At 74.9% G+C, this 23,322-nt stretch carries 21 protein-coding genes; 14 read left to right on the top strand and 7 right to left on the bottom strand.

What is annotated here, in order from left to right:
- Positions 1-485 precede the first annotated feature (485 nt).
- The 3 genes from O4U47_RS28395 (at position 486) to O4U47_RS28385 (ending at position 3,806) form a co-directional block, all read left to right on the top strand.
- Entirely contained in the window at positions 486-1,688 is a 1,203-nt protein-coding gene (locus O4U47_RS28395; protein ID WP_270681056.1) for a molybdopterin molybdotransferase MoeA, read from the top strand.
- Positions 1,689-1,841: 153 nt separating this feature from the next.
- Entirely contained in the window at positions 1,842-2,558 is a 717-nt protein-coding gene (locus O4U47_RS28390) for a GntR family transcriptional regulator (RefSeq protein WP_270681055.1), read from the top strand.
- A 210-nt stretch (positions 2,559-2,768) separates the two neighbouring features.
- Positions 2,769-3,806: a LysR family transcriptional regulator gene (locus O4U47_RS28385; RefSeq protein WP_270681054.1), complete on the top strand. Its 1,038-nt coding sequence runs from the start codon at positions 2,769-2,771 to the stop codon at positions 3,804-3,806.
- Here the strand turns inward: O4U47_RS28385 and O4U47_RS28380 are convergent.
- Positions 3,743-5,320 (bottom strand): MFS transporter, encoded by a 1,578-nt coding sequence (locus O4U47_RS28380; RefSeq protein WP_270681053.1) that lies wholly within the window; start codon positions 5,318-5,320, stop codon positions 3,743-3,745. The two genes, O4U47_RS28385 and O4U47_RS28380, sit on opposite strands and share 64 nt — an antisense overlap.
- 131 nt (positions 5,321-5,451) lie before the next feature.
- On the opposite strand from O4U47_RS28380, the gene O4U47_RS28375 reads away from it, so the two are divergent.
- On the top strand, positions 5,452-6,036 hold the full coding sequence (locus O4U47_RS28375; protein WP_270681052.1) for a TetR/AcrR family transcriptional regulator: 585 nt from the start codon (positions 5,452-5,454) through the stop codon (positions 6,034-6,036).
- 67 nt (positions 6,037-6,103) lie between these two features.
- Positions 6,104-6,586 (top strand): nitroreductase/quinone reductase family protein, encoded by a 483-nt coding sequence (locus O4U47_RS28370; protein ID WP_270681051.1) that lies wholly within the window; start codon positions 6,104-6,106, stop codon positions 6,584-6,586.
- Positions 6,587-6,595: 9 nt separating this feature from the next.
- Here the strand turns inward: O4U47_RS28370 and O4U47_RS28365 are convergent, their stop codons facing one another.
- Positions 6,596-7,246: a response regulator gene (locus tag O4U47_RS28365; protein WP_408639042.1), complete on the bottom strand. Its 651-nt coding sequence runs from the start codon at positions 7,244-7,246 to the stop codon at positions 6,596-6,598.
- A gap of 41 nt (positions 7,247-7,287) precedes the next feature.
- Positions 7,288-8,562 (bottom strand): sensor histidine kinase, encoded by a 1,275-nt coding sequence (locus tag O4U47_RS28360; protein ID WP_270681049.1) that lies wholly within the window; start codon positions 8,560-8,562, stop codon positions 7,288-7,290.
- A 169-nt stretch (positions 8,563-8,731) separates the two neighbouring features.
- On the opposite strand from O4U47_RS28360, the gene O4U47_RS28355 reads away from it, so the two are divergent.
- Positions 8,732-9,799 (top strand): CPBP family intramembrane glutamic endopeptidase, encoded by a 1,068-nt coding sequence (locus O4U47_RS28355; RefSeq protein ID WP_270681048.1) that lies wholly within the window; start codon positions 8,732-8,734, stop codon positions 9,797-9,799.
- Here O4U47_RS28355 and O4U47_RS28350 read toward each other — a convergent pair.
- The 4 genes from O4U47_RS28350 to O4U47_RS28335 form a co-directional block, all read right to left on the bottom strand.
- A complete protein-coding gene (locus tag O4U47_RS28350; RefSeq protein ID WP_270681047.1) occupies positions 9,784-10,236 on the bottom strand; it encodes a PPOX class F420-dependent oxidoreductase in 453 nt (150 codons plus the stop codon). The two genes, O4U47_RS28355 and O4U47_RS28350, sit on opposite strands and share 16 nt — an antisense overlap.
- A gap of 85 nt (positions 10,237-10,321) precedes the next feature.
- Entirely contained in the window at positions 10,322-10,816 is a 495-nt protein-coding gene (locus O4U47_RS28345; RefSeq protein ID WP_270681046.1) for a GNAT family N-acetyltransferase, read from the bottom strand.
- 50 nt (positions 10,817-10,866) lie between these two features.
- Positions 10,867-11,802, bottom strand: coding sequence for a methylenetetrahydrofolate reductase (locus O4U47_RS28340; protein WP_270681045.1), 936 nt, complete (start codon positions 11,800-11,802; stop codon positions 10,867-10,869).
- The gene (locus O4U47_RS28335; RefSeq protein WP_270681044.1) at positions 11,799-12,230 is read right to left on the bottom strand and encodes a methylenetetrahydrofolate reductase C-terminal domain-containing protein; all 432 of its coding nucleotides are present in this window, start codon (positions 12,228-12,230) and stop codon (positions 11,799-11,801) included. Before O4U47_RS28335 ends, O4U47_RS28340 begins: the two co-directional genes overlap by 4 nt.
- Positions 12,231-12,523: 293 nt before the next feature.
- Between O4U47_RS28335 and O4U47_RS28330 the strand changes: the two genes are divergently transcribed.
- The 8 genes from O4U47_RS28330 (at position 12,524) to O4U47_RS28295 (ending at position 22,825) form a co-directional block, all read left to right on the top strand.
- Positions 12,524-13,735 (top strand): glycine cleavage T C-terminal barrel domain-containing protein, encoded by a 1,212-nt coding sequence (locus O4U47_RS28330; protein WP_270681043.1) that lies wholly within the window; start codon positions 12,524-12,526, stop codon positions 13,733-13,735.
- 143 nt (positions 13,736-13,878) lie between these two features.
- Complete coding sequence (locus tag O4U47_RS28325; RefSeq protein ID WP_270681042.1) at positions 13,879-16,374, top strand: GcvT family protein; 2,496 nt, start codon at positions 13,879-13,881, stop codon at positions 16,372-16,374.
- Positions 16,374-17,609 carry a sarcosine oxidase subunit beta family protein gene (locus O4U47_RS28320; RefSeq protein WP_270681041.1) on the top strand — a complete coding sequence of 412 codons (1,236 nt, stop codon included), beginning with the start codon at positions 16,374-16,376 and terminating at the stop codon, positions 17,607-17,609. The genes O4U47_RS28325 and O4U47_RS28320 overlap by 1 nt, the downstream gene beginning before the upstream one ends.
- 57 nt (positions 17,610-17,666) lie before the next feature.
- Positions 17,667-18,011 carry a sarcosine oxidase subunit delta gene (locus O4U47_RS28315; RefSeq protein ID WP_270681040.1) on the top strand — a complete coding sequence of 115 codons (345 nt, stop codon included), beginning with the start codon at positions 17,667-17,669 and terminating at the stop codon, positions 18,009-18,011.
- On the top strand, positions 18,008-18,217 hold the full coding sequence (locus O4U47_RS28310; protein WP_270681039.1) for a hypothetical protein: 210 nt from the start codon (positions 18,008-18,010) through the stop codon (positions 18,215-18,217). The genes O4U47_RS28315 and O4U47_RS28310 overlap by 4 nt, the downstream gene beginning before the upstream one ends.
- Positions 18,214-21,171, top strand: a complete 2,958-nt coding sequence (locus tag O4U47_RS28305; protein ID WP_270681038.1) for an FAD-dependent oxidoreductase — start codon at positions 18,214-18,216, stop codon at positions 21,169-21,171. The genes O4U47_RS28310 and O4U47_RS28305 overlap by 4 nt, the downstream gene beginning before the upstream one ends.
- Positions 21,164-21,787 carry a sarcosine oxidase subunit gamma gene (locus O4U47_RS28300; RefSeq protein ID WP_270681037.1) on the top strand — a complete coding sequence of 208 codons (624 nt, stop codon included), beginning with the start codon at positions 21,164-21,166 and terminating at the stop codon, positions 21,785-21,787. The genes O4U47_RS28305 and O4U47_RS28300 overlap by 8 nt, the downstream gene beginning before the upstream one ends.
- Before the next feature lie 285 nt (positions 21,788-22,072).
- Positions 22,073-22,825 carry an IclR family transcriptional regulator gene (locus O4U47_RS28295; protein ID WP_270681036.1) on the top strand — a complete coding sequence of 251 codons (753 nt, stop codon included), beginning with the start codon at positions 22,073-22,075 and terminating at the stop codon, positions 22,823-22,825.
- Positions 22,826-23,322 lie beyond the last annotated feature (497 nt).

The following is a 23,322-nucleotide window of genomic DNA, read 5'->3' as shown; positions in this document are numbered from 1 at the left end:
ACCCGCGACCCTCACCTTGGCAAGGTGATGCTCTACCAGCTGAGCCACGTCCGCGCGCTTCCGGCCTCGTTCCCTCCGGCTTCCCGGTGGGCCCTCCGCCGTGCTGCGGTTAGAACTTTAGCGGAATCTCCGCAGGTGGCAAATCGGCGGCCGCACAGGGTTTCCGGGCCCGTCAGCCGCGTCCGGGCCGATGTCGGGGCTCGGACGGGACGCGGAGGGGGCGCAGTCGGGACGCGAGCGGGGTGCGGCCGGGACGCGACTGGGCCCCACGGCGGGGGAGACGGGTCTTATGTCCAGATCCGTCGCCGGTTACCCTCGCCAGTGACGCGGTGCCCTGTTCGCCTCACGGCCCGGGGGCGCGGCCGGTGTGGTTCGCCGGTCACGCCCGGGTCGCGCAGGGCGGGTCGCCGCGCCCCACGTGCCCCTGCGCGGATATACAGGGACGCGTGCGGACACACGGCGGATGCGGCGGCACAGGGGTGGCGATGGCCCGGCGCGAAGGCGCTTCGGCGGCGTGGGACCGAGCGCGCGTCGCAGCGCGCGAGCTCGGCGAGCGGGCGGGCCCGAGTGCGGCCCGCCGGGTGCCCTTGGCCGAGGCCCTGGGGGCGACGCTCGCCGCCGACCTCCCCGCCCTCGTCGGCATCCCGGACTGCGACACCTCCGCCATGGACGGGTACGCGGTCTGCGGCCCCGGCCCCTGGCGGGTCACCGGCCGCGTCCTCGCGGGCGCCGCCCCCGCCGACGAGGCCCTCACCCCCGGGACCGCGGTCGAGATCGCCACCGGCGCGCCCGTCCCGCCCGGCAGCACCTCGGTCCTGCCCTACGAGCACGCCCGGGAGGAGGACGGCGGCACGGTGTCCGGGGAGACCGAGCCCGACCGGCACGTTCGCCGCGCGGGCGAGGACACCCGCCCCGGCGACGTCGCCCTCAAACAGGGCGCCCCCGTCACCCCCGCCGTCCTGGGCCTGGCCGCCTCGCTCGGCCACGACGCCCTGTCCGTGCGCCGCCCCTCCCTGGCGGTCCTGGTCACCGGCGACGAAGTGGTGCACACCGGCATCCCCGGCCCCGGTCGGGTGCGCGACGCCATCGGGCCGATGCTCCCGGGCCTGGCCGACTGGGCGGGCGCTCGTGCCGAGCCCCCCGCCCGGCTGGGCGACGTCCGTGAGGGCCTCGCCGAGGCGCTGCGTTCAGCGGCCGGTGCCGGTGCAGGCGCCGGGGCCGACGCGGTCGCCGTGTGCGGCGCCTCCTCCAAGGGCCCGGCCGACCACCTGCGCTCCGCCCTGGAGGACCTGGGTGCCGAGACGGTCGTGGACGGGGTCGCCTGCCGGCCCGGCCACCCCCAGCTCCTCGCCCGGCTGCCGGAGGGCCCCGCGGTGGTGGGGCTGCCCGGGAACCCGGGGGCGGCGCTCGTCGCCGGGGTGACGCTGCTCGCGCCGCTGCTGTCCGCGCTCGCCGGACGGCCGGATCCGGCCGCCGCGGCGCCGGACCGGGCCGAGCTGTCGGCGCCGGTCCGCCCGCACCCCAGGGACACGCGTCTGGTCGCGGTCCGCCTCACGGGGTCCGCCGCCGAGCCCGTCGGGCACGACCGACCAGGGAGCCTGCGCTCCCCGGCCGCCGCCGACGGCTACGCGGTGATCCCTCCGGGCTGGTCCGGTCCGCTCGCCGAGATCGTCCGGCTGCCGCGCTGACCACTGGCGGGGGGCCGGCGTGAGGGGAGGGATCGGCCCTCGGAGCCCGCGCGCGGGCACGGTCCGACACTAGACTTGCGGGGCGCGAGGCGCCGAGGAGCGCGCCCCGTCCGGCCCGACCGCCACCGCCTCGACCCTGGAATCCGATTGACGATGGCCTCACGTCCGCTCGACAAGAACCTGCTGCCGACCCCCGTGCGCCGCCCCGTTCCGCTGCGCGAGAGCGTGTACGAGACGCTGCTCGAACTGATCACCCTGCGGCGGCTCCCGCCGGGCCAGCACCTGGTCGAGAACGAGCTCGCCGAGCGGCTGGGCGTGTCGCGCCAGCCCATCCGGGAGGCCCTGCAGCGGCTCAGCAACGAGGGCTGGGTCGACCTGCGCCCGGGGTACGGGGCGTTCGTGCACCGGCCCAGCGGGGACGAGGCCGAGCAGCTGCTGGCGGTGCGCGGGCTGCTGGAGAGCGAGTCGGCCCGGCTGGCCGCCGGAACCGCCGACGAGGAGGGCGTCTCCGACCTCCGGAGGCTGTGCGCGGCCGGGGAGAAGGGGTTGGAGCGCGGCGACACCGAGGAGATGGTGGCGCTCAACGCCGACCTGCACCGGCGCATCACCGAGCTGTCGGGCAACGAGGTCCTGGCCGACCTGGCGGGGCAGGTCGCGCGGCGGGTGCGCTGGTACCACGGCCTGGTGGCGGCGCAGCGCGGCGGCGACTCCTGGGAGGAGCACGCGCGGATCATCGACGCCATCGCGGCCGGTGACGGCGAGGAGGCGGCCCGCCTGATGCGCGAGCACACGGACGCGACCCGCACGATGTACCACGAGCAGGCGGCGGCGACCGGGGACGCGGAGGAGGCCCAGGAGCGGCAGGAGTAGGGGCCGGCCGCGGAAAAGGCGCGTGAATCGGCGGGAATGTCTGGCGTAGACCGGCCCGGCACAGCAGAATGTGTGATCGGTCTCTCTTTCTCGGGACCGGCGGGCGCGTCGCGCTGAACCCCTCGTGGTCGGCCACCCCGCGTCCGTTCCGCGCCGGGGCCGGGCAACCCCTGGGCCCGGCCCCGGCGCCACGCCCCCGGAGGAGCGCGGATGCTGATTCGCCAGCTCGAATACCTGGCCGCCCTGGACCGCGAGCGCCACTTCGCCCGTGCGGCCGGCGCCTGCCACGTGTCCCAGCCCGCCCTGTCCGCCGCCCTGCGCAAGCTCGAAGCCGAGCTCGACATCCGCATCGTGCGGCGCGGCCACCGCTTCGAGGGGTTCACCCCCGAGGGTGAGCGGGTGCTGCGCTGGGCCTACCGCATCCTCGCCGAGCGCGACCTGCTCGACGCCGAGGTCGGCGCCATGCGCAAGGGCCGCACCGGGCGGCTGCGCATCGGCGTGCTGCCCTCCGCCGCGGCCGCCGTGGCCCACCTGACCGCCCCCTTCGGCACCCGCCACCCGCGGGTGCGGCTGAGCGTGCGCGCCCTGCCCGCCGAGGAGATCGCCCGCGGGCTCGCCGACGGCAGCCTCGACTGCGGGGTCGCGCACCTGGGCGCGGCCTCCGGGCGGTCCCCCGGGGCGATGGTGCGGCTCTACGCCGAGCGCGGGGTGGTGCTCGCCTGCCCCGGCCGCTTCCCCGGCCGGTCCTCGGTCGCCTGGGAGGAACTGGCCGGGGTGCCCCTGTGCGGGCTGACCTGCGGCGGCGGTGCCCTGCGCGCGATGGAGGCGGCGCTGGCCGAGCACGGCGGGAGCCCCAGCGTGCAGGTGGAGACCGACGCCCTGCCCGCCCTGTACACCCACGTCGCCGAAGGCGACTGGTGCGGGGTGGTGGCCCACTCCTGGCTGTGCTCGGCGCCGCCCCCGCCGGGGGTCCGGGTGCTACCGGTGGCCGGCGCCGAGCGGGTGTGCGAGGTGGGGATCGTCGTCCCCGAGCGGACGCCCGAACCGCTGCTGGCGCGGGAGTTCGCCGCCTTCGCGCGCACGGTGCCGCTGCAGGAGGTGCTGGACGCCGCCCTCCCGCCCGGCCCCGGCGCCCCCATGCACGCTGCGCCCGGGGGCGGCGGGTACCGGCCCCGGGCGCGGGATCAGGCGCCGCCCGCCGACCCTGCGGCCGGGGTGCGGTCGCGGCGCAGCAGCAGCCCCGCCTGAACCGCCGCGGCGACCACGATCACGGTGGCGATCGCGCTGGTCAGGTGCATGCCGTCGAGGAAGGCCGACTGCGCGGCGCCGAGCAGCGCGGCACCCGCGTCGCCGGGCAGCCCGTCGGCGGCGGTGACCGCCCCGCCCAGCGTCTCGCGGGCGGCGTCCATCGCCTCCCGGGGCACCGCGGCCACGTCCTCCAGCCGGATCCGGTAGGCCGCGGTGAGCACGCTGCCCAGCAGCGCCACGCCCAGCGCGCCGCCCAGCTCGTAGGCGGTCTCGGAGATCGCCGAGGCCGCACCGGCGCGGGCCGGGGGAGCGGCGGTGAGGATGGCGTCGTTGGTCAGCGTCTCGGCCAGCCCGATGCCGGTGCCGATGAGCAGGAACGCCACCGCGATCAGCGCGGCGCCGCCCTCCGGCGGGGCCTGTGTGACCAGGACGAACCCGGTGGCGATCAGCGCCAGGCCGAGCACCAGGACCGTGCCCAGGCTCAACCGGCGGGCCAGCGACACCGCCACGAAGCTCGCCGCCACCGACACCGCCAGCCCCGGCACCAGCACCAGCCCGGCGGCGACCGGGCTCATGCCGAGCACGAGCTGGAGGTACTGGGTGAGGAAGAACAACGAGGCGACCAGTGAGAACACGATCATCAGGTTGGTGGCCACCGCGACGCTGAACCGGCGCACCGCGAACAGGCGGATGTCGATCAGCGGGTGCGGCAGCCGGAGCTGGCGCCGGACGAACAGCACGCCCAGGACGAGCCCCGCCGCCAGTGCGGCGGCCGGGACCGGGTCCCACCCGTGCTCGGCGAGCTTCTTCACCCCGTAGACGGCGGGCAGCATCGCCGCCATCGACAGCAGCACGCTCACCGGGTCCAGGGGTCCGGGCGCCGGGTCCTTCGACTCGCCCACCAGCAGCGGCAGCGCCACCAGCAGCACCGCCATCACCGGCAGGTTGATGAGGAACACCGACCCCCAGTGGTAGTGCTCCAGCAGCCAGCCGCCCAGGATCGGCCCGAGCGCGCTCCCGGCGGAGAACCCGGAGGCCCACACGGCGATGGCCAGCAGCCGCTGCCGGTCGTCGGTGAACAGGTTGCGCAGCAGCGACAGGGTCGAGGGCATGAGGGTCGCCCCGGCCATGCCGAGCAGGGCGCGGGCGGCGATGAGCACCTCGGGCGTGGGTGCGAAGGCCGCGGCGAGCGAGGCGAGGCCGAAGCCGAGGGCGCCGGTCATGAGCAGGCGGCGGCGGCCGATGCGGTCGCCCAGCGAGCCCATGGTGATGAGCAGCCCGGCCAGCACGAACCCGTAGATGTCGACGATCCACAGGAGCTGGCCGCCGGTGGGGCGCAGGTCCTCGGTGAGGTAGGGCACGGCGAAGCCGAGCACCGTCATGTCGACGGCGATGAGCAGGACCGGCAGCACGAGCACGGCCAGTCCGGCCCATTGGCGGGGTCCGGCCTTGGCGGGGCGCGCGGCCGGGGTGTCGTCGGGCCGGTCGTCGGTCCCGGCAACGGCGGAAGTCATGGTCCCTCTACTACTCGGTGTGCGTCATCGTGGCTGGAACGGGCCGATCATCCGATGTATTCCTCTGCGTTCCTCGGATTCTCTGAACCGTCCAGACGGTACAGTACCGTCCGGCCGGTACAGTGTCAAAGGTGAGTACCGGCACCACGCGCGACCGGATCCTGGACGCGCTCGAAGGCATCCTGATCGACGAGGGCGTGTCCACCGTGACGCTGGAGTCCGTGGCCGCGGCCGCGGGCGTCTCCAAGGGCGGGCTCCTCTACCACTTCCCCTCCAAGGCCGAGCTGATGGCCGGGCTGATCCGGCGCCTGGCCGACCGGGCCGAGGAGGAGTTCCGCGAGGCGGGGGCGGGCGGCGAAGGGGTCGTGCGGACCTTCCTGCGCACCTCCCGCCCCGCCTCCAAGCACGAGGCCGAGCTGTACTGGTCCATCATCGCCGCCCTGCGCAGCAAGGAGGCGATGACCGACGAGACGCGCGACCTGGTCCGCTACTTCTTCGAGGAGTGGTCGCGCCTGCTCCACGAGGAGCTGGACGACCCGGTGCTCGCCGAGACCATCCGCCTGGTCGGCGACGGCCTGTACCTGTCCTCCATCGCGGGCCTGGCCCAGCCCGACCCCGAGGTCCTGCGCCAGGTGATGGACCGCCTCATCGCCCAGGCGGACCGGGCGGTGCGCGCCGCCCCGGAGGCAGGAGGCGAAGGCACCGGCGGCAGGTGACCGATGGCACTGCCCCGCACGCGCTCCCCGCGGATACCGTCGGCGCATCCGTGACCAGGGAGGCGCCGTGTCCGACCGCCGTCAACGACAGCCGTGGCTCCCGCCGCGCCCGGTGATCCGCCTCGCCTGGAGGATCCACCGCGCCCTGTACCGCGCCACGCGCGGCCGGGCCGGGCTGCGGCCCCCGAAGCCCGACTCGTGGGGCACCCTGCACCTCACCGTCGTCGGGCGCCGCACAGGCCGCCGGCGCAGCGTGATCCTCGCCTACTTCGACGACGGCCCGAACCTGGTGACCCTCGCGATGAACGGCTGGGGCGCCCCCGAACCCCAGTGGTGGCTGAACCTGCAGGCCCACCCCGAGGCAGCGGTCGAGCTGCCCGAGAGGCGCGGCCGCACCCGGCGGCGCCTCCGCGTCCGGGCGCACGCGGCCACCGGTGGTGAGCGGGATCGCCTGTGGGACCGGTGGCGCGCGGTGGAGAGGAACCTCGACGCCCACGCCGCCCGCCGTCCCGGCGCGACCACCATCGTGGTCCTGGAGCCGGCGCCGTGACGCCCCCGGTCAGGGCTCCAGGCCCGACCGGCCCACCCACACCGCCAGCTGCGTCCGGTCCCGCAGGTCGAGCTTGCGCAGGATGCTCGACACGTGGTTCTTCACCGTCCCCTCGGTGATGAACAGGCGCCGGGCGATCTGGCGGTTGGTCGCGCCGCCGCCGACCAGGCGGGCCACCTCGGCCTCGCGCTCGGACAGGCCCTCGCGCTCGGACAGGCCCTCCCGCCCGGGAGGGCCTGCACGGTCGGGCCCAGGCGGCGGATCGGTCCGCAGCCCGGCCACCAGGCGTTCGGCGGCCGCGCCGCCCAGCACGGTCTCCCCGCGCGCGGCCCGCAGCACCGCCGACACCAGCTCGTCCGGGGGCGTGTCCTTGAGCAGGTAGCCCTTGGCCCCGGCGCGCAGCCCGCCGAAGATGAACGCGTCGTCGTCGAAGGTGGTCAGCACCACCGGCGCCACCCCCGGGTGCTCACCCGCCATCCGGGCGATGAGCTCCACCCCGTCCATGCGCGGCATGCGGGCGTCCACCAGGGCGACGTCGGGGTAGGCGCCGGTGCCGGCCGCGCCCGCCAGCACCTCCAGGGCCTCCACCCCGTCCGCCGCCTCACCGACGACGTCGACGGCGTCCTCGATCTCCAGCAGCTTGGCCAGCCCTTGGCGCATGAGCACCTGGTCGTCGACGAGCAGGACGCGGACGGGCCCGGTCACGCAGCCGCCTCCGCCCCGGACCCCGCGGGCTCCGCCGTCCGCCGCAGGGAGGGCAGCACCGCCCGCAGGGCGAACCCGCCCTCGTCGCGGGTCCCGGCCTCCAGGGTCCCGCCGACCGCCTCGACCCGCTCGCGCAGCCCGTCGAGCCCGAAGCCGCCCGCATCCGTCGGGGGGCCGCCCGCGGCCCCGTGCCCGTCGTCGGCCACCGACGCCGCGACCCCCTCCGGGCCGCACTCCAGCGCCACGTCGATCGTGCGCGCCCCGGAGTGGCGCACGGCGTTGGTCAGCCCCTCCTGCACCACGCGGTAGCAGACCAGCTCGGACTCCTCGCCCAGGTCGGGCCAGTCGCCGTCGCAGGTGAAGCGCACCCGTGCGCTTCCGGAGAAGGCCTCGGACAGTGCCCGCAGGGCCTCGGGCCCCGCCTTGCCCTCCAGCTGCAGCGGGCGCAGCGCGCGCACCCAGCGGCGCGTGTCGGCCAGCGCCTCCTGCGCGAGCCGTTTGGCGTCGGCGACCTCCTGCCAGGCCGCCTCGGGCTTGGCGGTGCGGAACCGTTCGGCGTTCGACAACCCGATGTTGAGCACCGTCAGGTAGTGGCCGACGGAGTCGTGCATCTCGCGCGCCATGCGCGCGCGCTCCTCGGCGATGGTGAGCTCCTTGACCCTGTCGGCGTAGCGGCGGAGTTCGGCGTGCGTCTCCTCGAGTTCGGCGAGCACCAGCCGGGTCTCGTGTGTGCGCTGCTGTGCGGCGATGAGCGCGGTGAAGGCCATGATGCTCAGCAGCCCGAAGAAGAAGACGATCGAGCCTTCGAACAGGCCGGTGGTGAGCTGTACCGGGGGGAGTGCGTAGACCCCGACGGCTCCGGCGCTCAGGAGCGCCGTGCACACGAGGGCCGCCCTGGAGCCGAGGACGGTGACGACGTTGCCGATGGCCGCGAACACCATGATCTGCACCAGCAGGCCGCCCGACCCGGCCATGAGGGCCGAGGTGCAGGCGAAGAAGAGGAGGGAAAGCACCTGGGGACGCCGCCCCGGCGCCCCGGGGGTCCAGCTCAAGAAGGGCCACAGCAGCGCCGTCGGCAGCAGGGCCGCGATGAAGGCCAGGCTCAGCAGATCGGCCGTGAGGCTCTGCGCTGGGGCCGGAACGGTGTAGAGGACCGCCGCCGCGATGACGCTTCCGACGTAGGCGCCCCAGAACGCGACGTGCAGCAGCAGGGGAGCGCGCGTACCGGACAGCGACACCCAGCGCGCGGTGTCGTCCGTGGCCGTACTCATGGCTCGAAGCTAGCAGTGGGCCCCTCTCCGGGGGTGGGCCCAACGGGTCATGCCCGAGTCACCTCCCGCACCATGACCACGGTCATGGTGCAGGGGCCAGGGAGGACGGGACCGTCATCGGTCCCGCGCTCGATGGTCCGGGGCGGTCGCCGGGCCTAGCGTCCGGGCCATGTCCTCCATCACCGAATCCACGCCCCCGTCGCCGGACGGCACCCCGCCGCGGACGACGGGAGACGCGTTCGTCCGCGCAGGCGCCTCCGGGGAGCGCGCCACGCATCCGCTCGCCACGATCCCGTTGACCCAGCTGCTCTACCTGGCGGGGGTCGCTCCCGCGCTCCTGCTCGGCCTCCCCGCCGTCATGCGGGCGGCCGAGGACGCGGGGCAGGGTGCCGCGGTCGCCCTGGGCATCGTCCTGCAGATCCTCACGCTCGTCGGCCCCTACGCGGCGCTGTGGCTGTGGCTGCGCCACTACGAGCGGCGGTCCTTCTTCGCCTCGACCGGCCTCGGGTTCGGCTGGAAGTCGCTCACCGGCCTGCTCTGGGGGACCGCCCTGGCCGTCGCCTACATCGCCGGGTGGATCGGGATCGCGCTGGCGGCGGGTGCGGCGCGCGTGGCGGAGACGTGGTCGTTCGGGCCGGACGGGCCGGTGCTCGTCGGGCTGGCGGCCTTCTCCATGCTGCTGATCCGCATCGTCATGATCGGCGTGGAGGAGCAGCTCTTCCGCGGGTGGATGCTCCAGGCCGTCGCCCTGCGCTGGGGGAGGACGGCCGGCGTGCTGCTGTCGTCGGTCTTCTTCTCCCTGTTCCACTTCACCTTCATCGGCTTCTACCTGGCGGGCGGCGATCCCCACCAGGCCCACTGGGTGCTGATGCTCAACATCTTCCTGTGGGCGGTCCTGGCCGCCCTGGTCACGCTGCGCACCGGGAACCTGTGGGCGGCGACGGGCTTCCACGCCGCCGCGCTGATCCTGCCCTCGGCCCTGTTCACCGTGGCCGTGCCGCCCGGCGGGGAGGGCACGCCCGCCTGGTTCCCGCTGGACCAGGCCGTCGGCGCGATCATCGTGTACCTGCCCGAACCGACCCTGTACACGGGCGGCGTCGGCTTCGCCGGACTCTTCGAAGGGCTGCCCGCGACCGGCGTGCTCGCCGTGATGGCGGCGGCGGCCTGGTGGTGGCTGCGCCGCGGCGAGGCCCGGGAGGCCGCGGAGCACGCCCGCCGCGGTCACTCGTCGTCGTAGCCGACCGCGGTCGTCCGGTGCGGCCGGACCCGCACCAACACGCCGGGCGGGCGGTGGTAGGCGTCGTCGGGGGCGGGCCCACCGCCCGTCCCCGTCCCGGACCGCGCCGTCCTCGCCGCGTACCGGGCCTCGATCCGCTCGGTCCAGCTCCGCACCGCCTCCGGGTCCCCGTCCAGCTCGGCGGTGCCGCGCACCGCGACGAACGCGAAGGGCTGCTCCTGGAGGTCGACGCACACCGCCACCCGCGGGTCGCGGCGCAGGACGCGCGCCTTGACCGAGTCGGCGGGGGTGGTGAACAGCAGGTCGTCGCCGTCGAGGAGGAACCACACCGGGGTCACGTGCGGTTCCCCGCTCTTCAGCGTCACGGACACCTTCGCGGTGCGGGTGCCTTCGGACAGGAACGCCCTGCGCTCCTCGGGGGTCATCGATCGCGACATGCCCCTGATCATCGCGGCGGGCGCCCGCGCCCGGGTAGCCCGGGGCGCGGCGACCGATCTCACCCGGCCCCGGCGGAATACCGCGCTAGACCCGCATCTGGAAGACCTGGACCGCGGTCGCGCCGACGGGGACCCGCTCGGTGGGGGTGAAGCCCTGCCGCTCGTAGTACGCGACGAGGGCGCCGTCGCCCCCGGCCCAGCAGTCCACCCTCAGCAGGCCGACCCCGCGCTCCCGCGCCTGGTCGCGGGCGAACTCCAGCAGCCGCGCGCCGATCCTGCGGCCGGTGTGCGCGCGGGCGGTGACCAGCAGGCCCACGTACAGCTCCGGCTCGGGGGCGGGGTCGACGTAGGGCTCGGGCAGCGGGGACAGGGCGAGCGCCCCGGCCGGCTCCCCGCCGGCCTCGGCCATCCACAGCCCTTGGGCCTTGTCCTCGATCCGCCGCACCCGCTCGGGGAACTCCGACCAGGGGCGCGACCCCCACTGCCCCTCCCGCCCCTCGGCGGCGAGCCAGCCGACGGCGCCGTCGAGCATGGCGAGCACCGACGGGACGTCGTCGGGGCCGCCCTTCCTGATCCGCATGGGCACCTCCTTCCGCCGCCCCGCACGGGGCGGCGGAAGGACATCCTGGCTCAGACCGCGACGGCGTCCTCACCCGGGGCGCTGCGCATCGTCGGCAATCCCAAGTCGGAGCAGAGCCGCCCGAGCGTCTCGTCGTGCCGGAAGTCGGTGATGTGGATGCCCCGCACACCCGGCTGGGCGAGGGCGTCGCGGGCCAGTTCCAGCGACACCTCGTAGGAGGCCTCCCGCTCGTCGGGGGCCTTCTCCACGCGTTCGATCACGTCCTGGGGAATGCTGATCCCCGGCACCTTGGTGTCCATGTACCGCAGCGCGCGGGCCCCCTTCACCAGCGCGACCGTGGGGAGCAGCGCCGCCGCCGGGGTGACACCCTCGGCTTCGGCCCGCTCGCAGAACGCGCTGAGCCGCTCAGGCCGGTAGCAGATCTGCAGCTGCAGGAACCGCGCCCCGGCCTCGACCTTCTTCAGCGCGCGCGTGGCGCGCTCGTGGAAGGGCGGCGCCCCGGGGTTCTCCACCGCCCCGATGAACAGCGGGGGAGCGGGGGTCAGGGGGCGCCCGGACAGGTAGGCGCCGCCCGCCATGACCGCCGCCGTGCGCACCAGCTGGGGCCCGTCCAGGTCGAACACCCGGCGCGACTCCGGCTCGTCCCCGGCCGTGACGTCGTCGCCGGTCATGCAGCACACGGTGGTGACGCCGTGCAGTGCCGCCCCGGCGATGTCGGCCTGGGCGGCCAGCCGGTTCTTGTCCCGGCAGGCGACCTGGAGCACCGGCTCCAGGCCCAGGCGGCGCAGCGCGATCGCGACGGCCACGTTGGAGGCGTGGGCGTGCGCGGCCGGGTTGTCGGTGGCGTTGAGGGCGTCCACGTAGGGCGCCAGGCGGGCGGCGTGCGCGGCGACGGCCTCCAGGCCGCCCCCGTCGACCGCCGGGAACTCGGCGGTGACCGCCGGCCGGTGCGGCTCCGGCGCGGTCAGCAGCTCGGCCAGGTTCAACGGGGCACCTCCACTGCGGCGGGTCCGGTCGGGGCGGCCTCGGCGGCCCCGGTGGCCTCAGCGGCCTCCGCCGCCGCGCGCCACCCGTCGGGGAGCGCGCGGTCGCGGCCGGTGGCCAGGTTGACCCAGGACGAGGTGCCCTGCAGCCGGTTGTCGACGGGCGGGCGCAGCTCGTCGACGCCGTCGCCCAGGTGTCCGGGCAGGCGGCGGGCGCGTCCGTAGGCCTTGAGCCAGACGCAGGTCATCGACGGGTCGACCTCGCACGACCCGTCCTCGCGCACGCCGCCGCAGGGGCCGTTGCGCAGGGTCTTGGGGCAGGTCATCGGACAGGTGAAGCCGGTGGAGTGCAGCACGCACTGGCCGCACATCCGGCAGTCCCACACCGGCTTCTTCACGGCGTGCTCGATGGTGGCGAGAAGTGGGGCCATGGTGCGCCTCGTTCCGTGCGCCGCGCGGTGCCCGTGGGGGCCGCGCGGAGGGTTCCGACCGCGGGTCGACGCCAGTGGCCTGGCTGTTGCTCTATGTGCAACAACTTTCATATGAGGCAACGTGATCGCTTGGCTACAGCGTAAGATCGGCCGAATCGTTGCGTCAATGGATAGCCGTTGCGGTATACGGAACTTACCCGGCGCTGCGGTGCTTGACAGTGGCGTCGCTCACAGGCGACCGTGAGTTGCACATGGTGATCCTCGTTGCGCATCGGAGTGGTTGGAGGCCCTGAATGGCCGTGAACGAGAACCCGGAGATCCTGCTGTACCCCCGGATCAGGAAGTCGCCGTTCTTCTATGCCTCACGCAGGCACGGCGTCGCCAAGTACAGCGTGTACAACCACACGTACCACCCGCGCCACTACGGCGACCCCGTCGCCGAGTACTGGCACCTGGTCAACGGTGTGACCCTGTGGGACGTCGGCGTGGAGCGCCAGATCGAGATCACCGGCCCCGACGCCTTCGCGTTCACCAACATGCTGGTCCCGCGCGACCTGAACAAGTGCGCCGTGGGCCAGTGCAAGTACGTCTTCATCACCGCGCCCGACGGCGGCATCATCAACGACCCGGTGCTGCTGCGCCTGGGCGAGAACCACTTCTGGCTGTCCCTGGCCGACAGCGACGTGCTGCTGTGGGCGCAGGGCCTGGCCTACAACGCCGGCATGGACGTGCAGATCCGCGAGGCCGACGTGGGTCCGGTCCAGGTGCAGGGCCCCAAGTCGCGCGAGGTCATGGTCGACCTGTTCGGCCCGGACGTCATGGACGTGCCCTACTACTTCTGCCGCGAGTTCGAGCTCGACGGCATGCAGGTCGTGGTCTCGCGCACCGGCTACACCGCCGAGCTCGGCTTCGAGATCTACCTCAAGGAGGCCTCCCGCGACGGCGTCCGGCTCTGGGACACCGTGCTCCAGGCCGGGGAGCCGCACGGCATCCAGGTCATCGGCCCCTGCCACCTGCGCCGCATCGAGGGCGGCATCCTCTCCTGGGGCAGCGACATCGGCCTGGACACCAACCCCTTCGAGGTCGGCTACGGCTACGAGGTGAGCTGGATGGTCGACCTGGACCAGGAGGCCGACTTCGTCGGCAAGGAGGCGCTCACCCGCGTCCGCGACAACGGCATCTCCCGCAAACTGGTCGGGGTGGAGATCGGCGGCGAGCCGCTGGGCACCTACAACGACGGGTCGATGATCGACGTGTTCCCGGTGCACGAGCCCGGGTCCTCGGACGCGCCGGTCGGCAAGGTCACCTCGGCCTGCCACTCGCCGCGGCTGGAGCGCAACATCGGATTCGCCATGGTCCCCATCCACCTGGCCGCCCTGGGCACCGAGCTGGCGGTGCACCGGCCCGGCGGGCAGGTCCCCGCCGTGGTGGTGGAGAAGCCCTTCGTCGACCCCAAGAAGATGCTGCCCAAGCAGGACCTGCGGAGCCTGGCGGCGACGTCCTGACCCGGGGGCGGCGCGGGGGTGCCGGGCGGGTCCCGGCGCCCCCGGCGCCCGCCCCTTGACAGCACCGGCCGCGCGATCGAGGGTGTTGCGTACAACGCATTCGGTTGCGCACACGAGAACACCGAAGGCGAAGGCAGGCCGCCATGCCCGTTCTCCCGCACACCCAGCGAACCGTCCCCAGGATCGTGGTCATCGGCGCCGGGATCGTCGGCTGCGCCGTGGCCGACGAGCTCACCGCGCGCGGGTGCACCGATGTGGCCGTCGTCGACCAGGGGGACCTGTACACCACCGGCGGGTCGACCTCGCACGCCCCCGGACTGGTCTTCCAGACCAACGGCGCCAAGGCCATGACCGACTTCGCCCGCTACACCGCCCAGAAGTACCTCGGGCTGCGCGTCGACGGCCGCCCCTGCTACTCCCCGGTCGGCGGCCTGGAGCTGGCCGCCACCCCCGAACGCCTCGACGAGCTGCACCGCCGCTGCGGCTGGGCCCGCTCCTGGGGGCTGCGCGCCGCCGTCGTCGGGCCGCGGGACTGCGCCGAGTCCCACCCCCTGGTCGAGGCCGACCGCGTGCTCGGCGGCCTGCTCACGCCCGACGACGGGCTGGCCGACGCCCTGGGCGCCGCCCGCGCCCAGGCCGAGGCCGCGGTGATGCGCGGCGCCCGCTTCCTGCCCCGCCACGAGGTCACCGGCATCGAGACCCGCGGCGACGGCGCCCCCTCCGGGCGCCGGGTGTCGGCCGTGCTGACCGACCAGGGGCGCCTGCCCGCCGACGCCGTCGTGCTGTGCGCCGGGATGTGGGGCCCACGGGTGGCCGCCATGGCCGGCGAAGTGCTGCCGCTGACCCCGCTGGCCCACCAGTTCGGCTGGACCGGGCCCACCGCCGCGCTGGCCGCCAACGGCCGCGGCGACGCCGCGCCCCACCCCATCCTCCGCTACCAGGAGCGCGACCTGTACTACCGCGAGCGCGGCGACCGGGTCGGGGTGGGCTACTACGGGCACCGTCCGATGCCGGTCGCGCCCGACGCCATCGGCACCCCCGCGACCACGCCGGACCTGCCGATGCCGTCCATGCAGCCGTTCACCCCGGAGGACTTCGCCCCCGCCTGGAAGGACACCCTCGGCCTGCTGCCCGCCCTGGGCGACACCGGGATCGAGGAGGGGTTCAACGGCCTGTTCTCCTTCACCCCCGACACCATGCCCCTGATCGGGGAGTTCGCCCGCACCGCCGGGCTGTGGTCGGCCGAGGCGGTGTGGATCACCCACTCGGCCGGGGTGGCGCGCGCCGTCGCCGAGCTCATCGCCGACGGCGCCTCCACCTTCGACCTGCACGCCTGCGACATCAACCGGTTCCAGCGGCACCACCTGGCCCCCTCCTACATCCGCGAGCGGGGCTGCCAGAACTTCGTCGAGGTCTACGACGCCCTCCACCCGCAGCAGCCCATGGAGCGGCCCCGGCCGCTGCGCGTCGCCCCCTTCCACGGGCGGGAGCAGGAGCTCGGCGCCTTCTTCCTGGAGGCCAACGGGTGGGAGCGGCCCTACTACTACGAGGACAACACCGCCCTGGAAGGCGCCGAGGACGCGCCGCGCCCCGGCCCCTGGGCCGCACGCTACTGGTCGCCCGCCATCGCCGCCGAAGCGCGCGCCACCCGTGAACGCGTCGCCCTGTACGACATGTCGTCGCTGATGCGCCTGGAGGTCTCCGGGCCCGGCGCCGCCGACTACCTCGACCGGGTGACCACCTGCCGCGCCCACCGCGACCCCGGCGCGGTGAGCTACTGCCTCATGCTCGACGAGCGCGGCCGCCTGCTCGGCGACATCACCGTCGCCCGCATCGAGGAGGACCTCTTCCAGCTCGGCGTGAACAGCCGCCTGGACCTGGCCCGCCTCGCCCGGAACGCGCCCTCCGGGGTGGCCGTCCGCGACCTCACCTCCGAGACCGCCTGCATCGGGGTGTGGGGGCCGCGCGCGCGGGACCTGGTCCAACCCCTGGCCGACCACGACCTGTCCAACGACGGGCTGCGCTACTTCCACTGCGCGCGCATGCACGTGGGCGAGGTGCCGGTGACGGCCATGCGCGTCTCCTACGTCGGTGAACTCGGCTGGGAGCTGTACACCACCCCCGACCTGGGGCTGCGGCTCTGGGACACGCTGTGGGAGGCCGGGCGCGGACACGGCCTGGCCGCGGCCGGGCGCGGCGCGTTCGACGCCCTGCGCCTGGAGAAGGGCTACCGCGCCTTCGGCGCCGACATGACCGACGAGCACGACCCCTACGAGGCCGGGGTCGGCTTCGCGCTCCGCCTGAAGACCAAGGACGACTTCGTCGGCCGCGCCGCCGTGGAGCGCCTGGACCCCGATGCCCCCGCACGGCGGTTGACCTGCCTGAACACCGGCGCGCCGGAGAACACGGTGATGGGCTCCGAACCGGTGCACCCGCCCGGCGCGCCGACCGCCTCCGGGTACGTGACCAGCGCCGCCTACGGGTACACGCTGGGCCACGGGATCGCCTACGCCTGGCTGCCCGCCGAGCTCGCCGAACCCGGCACCCGCCTGGAGATCGACTACTTCGGGCGGCGCATCCCCGCCGAGGCCGCCGCCGAGCCCCTGTTCGACCCCGGGATGGAGAGGGTGAGGGCCTGATGCCCGCGCTCCCCGCCGCCGAGCCGCCCGCGCCCCCGCCGCACGGGCGCCTGTGGCGCTCGCCCGAGCCCCGGCCCGCCTACGACGTGCTGGTCGTCGGCTCCGGCGGGCACGGCCTGGCCACCGCCTACTACCTGGCGGCCGAGCACGGGATCGCCGACGTCGCGGTGCTGGAGCGCGGCTGGCTGGCCGGGGGCAACATGGCCCGCAACACCGCCATCATCCGCTCCAACTACCTGTGGGACGCCAGCGCCGGGATCTATGAGCACGCCCTGACGCTGTGGGAGGGGCTGGAGGACGCCCTCGGCCGCGACCTGCACTTCAGCCAGCGCGGGGTGCTCAACCTGGCGCACTCCACCCACGACGTGCGCGAGTCGGTGCGGCGGGTCAACGCCAACCGGCTGAACGGGATCGACGCCGAGTGGCTGGGCCCCGACGAGGTCGCCAAACTCGTCCCGATCCTGGACACCGGGGCGCACACCCGGCACCCCGTGCTGGGGGCCACCTACCAGCCGCGTGCGGGCATCGCCGACCACGACCTGGTCGCCTGGGGGTTCGCCGCCGAGGCCGACCGGCTCGGCGTCGACCTGGTGCAGGGGTGCGAGGTGACCGGCTTCCTGCGCTCGGGCGGGAAGGTGCGCGGGGTGCGCACCACCCGCGGCGACATCGCCGCCGGGGCGGTGGCCCTGTGCGCGGCCGGGCGCACCAGCGTGCTCACCGAGACCCTGGGGATGCGCCTGCCGCTGCAGAGCCACCCCCTGCAGGCGCTGGTCACCCCGCTGCTGGAGCCGGTGCTGGACACCGTGGTCATGTCCAACGCGGTGCACGTCTACGTCAGCCAGGCCCCCAAGGGCGAGCTGGTGCTGGGGGCGGGCATCGACGGCTACAACGGCTACGGGCAGCGCGGGTCGCCGCGCACCGTCGAGGACCAGATCGCCGCCGCGGTCGAGCTGTACCCGGTGTTCGCGCACGCCGAGGCGCTGCGCACCTGGGCGGGCACCGTCGACGTGGCGCCGGACGCCTCGCCGGTCATCGGGCCGACCCCCTTCGAGGGCCTGTACATCAACTGCGGGTGGGGCACCGGGGGGTACAAGGCCACGCCCGGCGTGGGGCACGTCCTCGCCGACACCGTCGCCAACGGGCGCCCGCACCCGCTGGCCGAGCCCTTCGGCCTGGAGCGCTTCACCACCGGGGCGCTCGTGGACGAGCACGGGGCCGCAGCCGTGGCCCACTGACCGGACCGTTGACCAGACCGCCTTTTCCGACCCGTGGCAGAAGGGAGGCCCACCGCGATGCTCCTCATCCCGTGCCCCTGGTGCGGACCGCGCGACGAGCGCGAGTTCCGGTACGGCGGGCAGGCGCACATCGCCTACCCGGCCGACCCGTCCGCCCTCGGCGACGAGGCCTGGGCCGACTACCTGTTCATGCGCGACAACCCGGCGGGGCGCCACGCCGAGCGCTGGTTCCACGGCTCGGGCTGCAGGGCCTGGTGCGACGTGGAGCGTGACACCGTCGACTACACGGTCACGGGTTCGTGCACCACCGGGGCGCACCCGGCGGGCGGACCGGACACGGGGCCCTGCACGTCGCCGTACTGCGTGCGCCGGGCGGTCCCCAGTACAGGAGGAACACGATGAGCTGGTGCGGGACAGGGTCCGGGGCGGTAGGGGAGTACCTGGCGCGCCGCGAGTGGTGCGGAATCCCGGACCTGGCCGAGGACCCCGCGCAGACGCTCCTGGGGAAGAGGCGGCCGGGCACGGAGAGGACCGCCGAGAGCGGAGGCCCGGCCCAGCGCATCCGCGACCGCCGCAGGCGCCGCAGCGCGGAAGAGGACCGGCGATGACGGGACGCCGGACCGGGGCCGGGCCGGTCCCCGACACCTGGATCGTCTTCGACGGCGAGGAGGTCCCCGCCGTCGCCGGGGAGCCCGTCTCCGCCTCTCTGCTGGCGGCCGGGGTGCGCACCGTCTGCCTCGGCATCCGCACCGGTCGGCCCCGCGGCGTCGTGGGGATCGGCACCGGGGAGCCCGGCGCCCAGGTCCGCACCGGCGGGCCCGACCCGCGCCCCATGGCCCCCGCCACCCGCGTGGAGGCCCGCGAGGGCCTGCGCGTGTCCGGCCTCGCCGGGTACGGCCGCCTGCCCGAGCAGGCGCCCGCCCGGCGCGGCGACGCCCGCTGGGCCCACTGCGACGTCCTCGTCGTCGGTGCGGGCCCCGCAGGGCTCGCCGCCGCCGACGCCGCCCGCGCCGAAGGGGCGCGCGTCATCATCGCCGACGAGGCCCCCGAGCCCGGCGGCGGCGCCCGGGGCAACGGCCGCGACGCCTGGGCCGCCGCCACCTGGCAGGCCCTCGCCGAGGCGCCCGACGTGCGCGCCCTCGCGCGGACCACCGTCACCGGCCACTACGACCACGGCGAGCACGCCGCCCTGGAACGCCGCGGCCGCTCCGACCTGCTCTGGCGCATCCGCGCCCGGCGCACCGTGCTGGCCACCGGCTCCACCGAGCGCCCCTTCGCCTTCCAGGACGACGACCTGCCCGGGGTCATGCTCGCCGAGGCGGCCGCCGCCTACGTGCGCCGCCACGGCGTCCTTCCGGGAGAGCGGGCCGTCGTCGCCGGGTGCCACGACGGGGCGCTGTGGGCCGCCGCCGCCCTGCACGACGGCGGCGCCCGGATCGAGGCGGCGGCCGACGCCCGCCCCCGTGTCGGAGCGGCCGCCCGCGAGGCCCTCCGGCGGCGGGGCATCGAGGTGCGCCCCGGGACGTCCGTGGTCCGCGCCGAGGCCGGGGCCGACGGCGGCGTCGCGGCCGCGCTGCTGGTGCCCGTCGGGACCGCCCGCGGTGAGCCCGACCGCGTCCCCTGCGACCTGCTCGCCGTCTCCGGCGGGCACGACCCGGCGGCACCGCTCGCCGTGCAGGCGGGTGCCCGCCTGCACTGGTCCGCCGCGCACGCGGCGTTCCTGCCCGGAGGCCTGCCGCCGACCACCGTGTGCGTCGGCGCGGCGGCGGGGACCCGGGACCCCGAGGCCGCGGTGGAGGAGGGGATCGCGGCGGGCGCGGCCGCGGCGAGGGCTGCACTCGGCCCGCCCGCCGTGCCGCCCGACCCGGTGCACACCGCACCGCAGGGCCCCCTGGCGGGGGCACCTGGCGGGGGCCTACCCGACGTCATGCGCTCGCGCGGGGCGTCGGCCCAGGGGCACGGCGGCGAAGGGAACGGCGGCGGCGAGTCCGCCCCGCTCGACCTGTGGAGCGGCCCGGACGAGCCCACCGGTCCGGCCGCCACCGCAACCGAGGACGTCGCACCCCCCATGGCGCTGTTCTCCGTCACCGGCCCCGGCACCGATGCGGGGCGGGTCTACGTGGACCTCCAGCGCGACGCCGCGCTGTCCGACATCCGCGCCGCCGTCGACGCCGGAATGGACTCCATCGAGCTCATCAAACGCCACACCACCATCGGTACCGGCCCCGACCAGGGGCGCACCTGCGCCACCGTGGCCTCAGGCATCACGGCGCACCTGCTCGGGCGCACCATGGACGAGGTCGGCGGGACCACGCCCCGGCCGCCGTACGCGCCCGTCCCTTTCACCGCCCTGGCCGGACGCGCGCGCGGGGAGCTCATCGACCCGCTGCGGCGGACTCCCATGCAGTCCTGGCACGAGGCGCACGGCGCCGTGTACGAGGACGTCGGCCAATGGCGGCGCGCACGGTACTACCCGCAGGGCGACGAGGACATGCACGCGGCCGTCCTGCGGGAGTGCGCCGCCGCCCGGACCGGGATCGCCGCCCTGGACGCCTCCACCCTCGGCAAGATCATCGTCGCCGGGCGCGACGCGGGCGTGTTCCTCGACCGCCTGTACACCGGCAACCTCTCGACCCTCAAACCGGGGCGGTGCCGCTACGGGCTGCTGTGCACCGCCGACGGCATGGTCCTCGACGACGGCGTCATCGCCCGCCTGCCCGACGGGGCGTACCTGGTGAGCACCACCAGCGGCAACGCCGAGACCGTGCTGGACCACATGGAGGAGTGGTCCCAGACCGAGTGGCCGGAGCTGTGCGTGCACGTCTTCAACGCCACCGACGCCTGGGCCGTCGTGAGCCTGGTCGGGCCGCGCTCCCGGGACGTCATGCGGCGCCTGGCCCCCGGCATGGACGTCTCCCAGGAGGCCTTCCGCTTCATGGACCTCAGGGAGGGGGAGGTCGCCGGGGTCCGCGCGCGCGTCCTGCGGGTGAGCTTCACCGGCGAACTGACCTTCGAGGTCAACGTGCCCTCCTGGTACGGGCTCGCGGTGTGGGAGGCCGCCATGGACGCGGGCGCCGACCTCGGCATCACCCCCTACGGCACCGAGACCATGCACGTGCTGCGGGCCGAGAAGGGCTTCATCGTCGTCGGACACGAGACCGACGGCAGCGTCACCCCACTGGACCTGGGCATGGACTGGGCCCTTTCGCGCACCAAGGACTTCGTCGGCAAGCGCTCCCTGAGCCGCCCCGACACCGCGCGCGGAGACCGGCCCCAGCTCGTCGGCCTCCTGCCCGAAGACCCCGGGACCGTCCTCGCGGAAGGCGCGCAGCTCATCGGCGAGGCCCCCGGGACCGGCCCGCCCCGCGCGCGCTCGCAGGGGTGGGTGACCTCCTCCTACGACAGCGCCGCGCTGGGGCGCTCGTTCGCGCTCGGCCTGCTGCGCTCGGGCCGCGCGCGCCACGGCGAGGTGGTGCACGCCGTGCACCTCGACACCGCAGTACCCGTCCGGGTCGCCGACCCGGTGTTCTACGACAGGGAAGGGAGCCGCAAGGATGGCTGAACCCGCGGTCCCGCGCCGGCGCAGCCCGGCCGAAGACCTCCTAGAGGGCTCGCACCTGCGCGAGCTGTCGTTCCTCGCCCAGGCCGAGCTGCGCGTGGACGCCGAAGAGGCCGACGCGGCCTCCCGCATGGCCGAGCAGTTCCTCGGCTGCCCGCTCCCCGGCCCCGGGCGCGCCACCGGCACCGGCACGCCCTACGTGCTCTGGAGCGGCCCCGGACGGTACCTGGTCGTGGACGCGGAGGCGACGGGGCGCGGGCTGTGCGCGGGCCTCAGCGCGGCCCTGGGCGGCGAGTACGGGCGGCTGTGCGCGGCCGTGGCCGACCTGTCGGCCCAGCGCACCGTGCTGGAGCTGCGCGGCCCGGACGCCGAGGAGGTGCTCGCCCGCGGCTGCCCGCTGGACCTGCACCCGCGCGAGTTCGGCACCGGCTCCTACGCCCAGACGGTCATCGGCAAGGCGGCGGTGGGTCTGCACCGCACCGGTGGGGACGGCCCACCGGGCGGGGACGCCACCGCCTTCCGCATCCTCGTACGCGCCTCGTTCGCGGACTACCTGGCCCGCCTCCTCACCGGCGCGGCCGCCGACGTCCGGAACGCGCGTGCGGGGGCGGTGGTGTGAAAGGGGGGCGTGGGCAACCTTGGGAGGCGTTGGGGGGAGCGGGTGCCGTGGGGAGGCAGAGGGGGCGTGTGAAGCCCGTGCAGAATCCTCTGACCTGCTACGACGCCCTGCCCAGGGCGCCTGTTCCGGGAAGTTCGAGGGCACGGCGTTATCGTGGTGGGCATGGCTTCCAACGACCACCGCGCAGGAAAGAGTCAGACGACGACGGACACGGCACGGTTCGGGCGGGGGTCGGGCGGTGAGGCGGAACCGGCCAGGACCGCGGCCGGGAAGGACGGTGCTCCCGTGCAGTCGGTGGATCGCGCCATCACGGTGCTGGAGATCCTGGCCCAGCACCGCGAGGCCGGAGTGACCGAGATCGCCGCGGAGTTGGGCGTACACAAGTCGACCGCATTCCGACTGGTCGGAGCGTTGGAGCGGCGCGGGCTGGTGGAACAGCCCGGGCTGCGCGGCAAGTACCAGTTGGGGTTCGGGATCATCCGGCTGGCCGGCACCATGGCGGCCGGGCTGGACCTGACCCAGCAGAGCCGCCGGGTCTGCGAGGACCTGGCCTCCGACCTGGGGGAGACGGTCAACATCGCAATACCGAGCGGGGACATGGTCGTCAACATCGACCAGGTCCGCGGCTCGTCCGCGGTGGTCAGCCAGAACTGGATCGGGAGGCAGAACCCGCTGCACTCCACCTCCAGCGGCAAGGTGCTGCTGGCCCACATGCGCCCGAGCGACCAGCGCCGCGTGCTGCGCGGACGGCTGGAGGAGATGACCCCGCAGACCGTGACCGACCCCGAGGAGCTGCGCGCCGAGTTCGACGAGATCGTGGAGCGCGGCTTCGCCACCGCGACCGAGGAGCTGGAGGTCGGCCTGAACGCCGTGGCCGCCCCGATCCGCGGCCTGACCGGCGAGGTGATCGCCGCCATCAGTGCGTCCGGCCCCTCCTACCGGATGGAGGAGGACAAGCTCGACGCGATCGGCGAGACCGTCGCCAAGGCGGGCATGGAGATCTCCACCCGGATGGGCCACATGGAGACCGCCGAGTGATCCCCCGTACGTCCCCCGCCCCGCCCGAGTCCCCCGACCCCTCGAGGCCCGCGGCACTCCCCGACCCCGCGGACCCGCCCGACGTCTAGGCGCGCCCCACCGCGGAAGCGGAGGGCGCCCCGAAGGGAACGGCGCCGATACGGCCCCGAGGCGCGCCGCTCCCTTCGGCAGGCGCCGCGGACGGCGTTCGGCGGACGACCCGGAAGCGCCGCGCCGCGGACTCCCCGCTCTCCGCGCGCCCGGCAGTACGCCGCACAGTGCACGACAGGAAAGGCGAACGGCGAAGGAGACGCCACTCAGGCGTCTCCTTCGCCGTTTCCGCGCCGGGCGGCGGCCGGTGCCGCCCGGCGTCGTTGATCTCGGAAAAAACGCCCCTAAATGTGGGCTGGTAGCGTCGTTTCTCCCGAGATCAACGCCGAGTACATCTGCCTGTCCGCGCGGGCGCCTAGGGCGTGTTTTTTAGATCATGTGCGGTCGGGGCGAGCGCGTAGGCGGAT

This window comes from Nocardiopsis suaedae (assembly GCF_027706745.1).
Lineage (GTDB): Bacteria > Actinomycetota > Actinomycetes > Streptosporangiales > Streptosporangiaceae > Nocardiopsis_A > Nocardiopsis_A suaedae.
The sequence above is the reverse complement of the archived record's forward strand: the minus strand, read 5'-3'. Positions and strand labels throughout refer to the sequence as shown.

Bases quoted from the DNA above. Each gene is read 5' to 3' on its own strand.
- O4U47_RS28395 (WP_270681056.1), top strand. From the start codon at position 486: ATGGCCCGGCGCGAAGGCGCTTCGGCGGCGTGGGACCGAGCGCGCGTC.
- O4U47_RS28390 (WP_270681055.1), top strand. From the start codon at position 1,842: ATGGCCTCACGTCCGCTCGACAAGAACCTGCTGCCGACCCCCGTGCGC.
- O4U47_RS28385 (WP_270681054.1), top strand. From the start codon at position 2,769: ATGCTGATTCGCCAGCTCGAATACCTGGCCGCCCTGGACCGCGAGCGC.
- O4U47_RS28380 (WP_270681053.1), bottom strand. From the start codon at position 5,320: ATGACTTCCGCCGTTGCCGGGACCGACGACCGGCCCGACGACACCCCG.
- O4U47_RS28365 (WP_408639042.1), bottom strand. From the start codon at position 7,246: ATGCGCCAAGGGCTGGCCAAGCTGCTGGAGATCGAGGACGCCGTCGAC.
- O4U47_RS28360 (WP_270681049.1), bottom strand. From the start codon at position 8,562: ATGAGTACGGCCACGGACGACACCGCGCGCTGGGTGTCGCTGTCCGGT.
- O4U47_RS28355 (WP_270681048.1), top strand. From the start codon at position 8,732: ATGTCCTCCATCACCGAATCCACGCCCCCGTCGCCGGACGGCACCCCG.
- O4U47_RS28350 (WP_270681047.1), bottom strand. From the start codon at position 10,236: ATGTCGCGATCGATGACCCCCGAGGAGCGCAGGGCGTTCCTGTCCGAA.
- O4U47_RS28345 (WP_270681046.1), bottom strand. From the start codon at position 10,816: ATGCGGATCAGGAAGGGCGGCCCCGACGACGTCCCGTCGGTGCTCGCC.
- O4U47_RS28335 (WP_270681044.1), bottom strand. From the start codon at position 12,230: ATGGCCCCACTTCTCGCCACCATCGAGCACGCCGTGAAGAAGCCGGTG.
- O4U47_RS28330 (WP_270681043.1), top strand. From the start codon at position 12,524: ATGGCCGTGAACGAGAACCCGGAGATCCTGCTGTACCCCCGGATCAGG.
- O4U47_RS28325 (WP_270681042.1), top strand. From the start codon at position 13,879: ATGCCCGTTCTCCCGCACACCCAGCGAACCGTCCCCAGGATCGTGGTC.
- O4U47_RS28320 (WP_270681041.1), top strand. From the start codon at position 16,374: ATGCCCGCGCTCCCCGCCGCCGAGCCGCCCGCGCCCCCGCCGCACGGG.
- O4U47_RS28315 (WP_270681040.1), top strand. From the start codon at position 17,667: ATGCTCCTCATCCCGTGCCCCTGGTGCGGACCGCGCGACGAGCGCGAG.
- O4U47_RS28310 (WP_270681039.1), top strand. From the start codon at position 18,008: ATGAGCTGGTGCGGGACAGGGTCCGGGGCGGTAGGGGAGTACCTGGCG.
- O4U47_RS28305 (WP_270681038.1), top strand. From the start codon at position 18,214: ATGACGGGACGCCGGACCGGGGCCGGGCCGGTCCCCGACACCTGGATC.
- O4U47_RS28300 (WP_270681037.1), top strand. From the start codon at position 21,164: ATGGCTGAACCCGCGGTCCCGCGCCGGCGCAGCCCGGCCGAAGACCTC.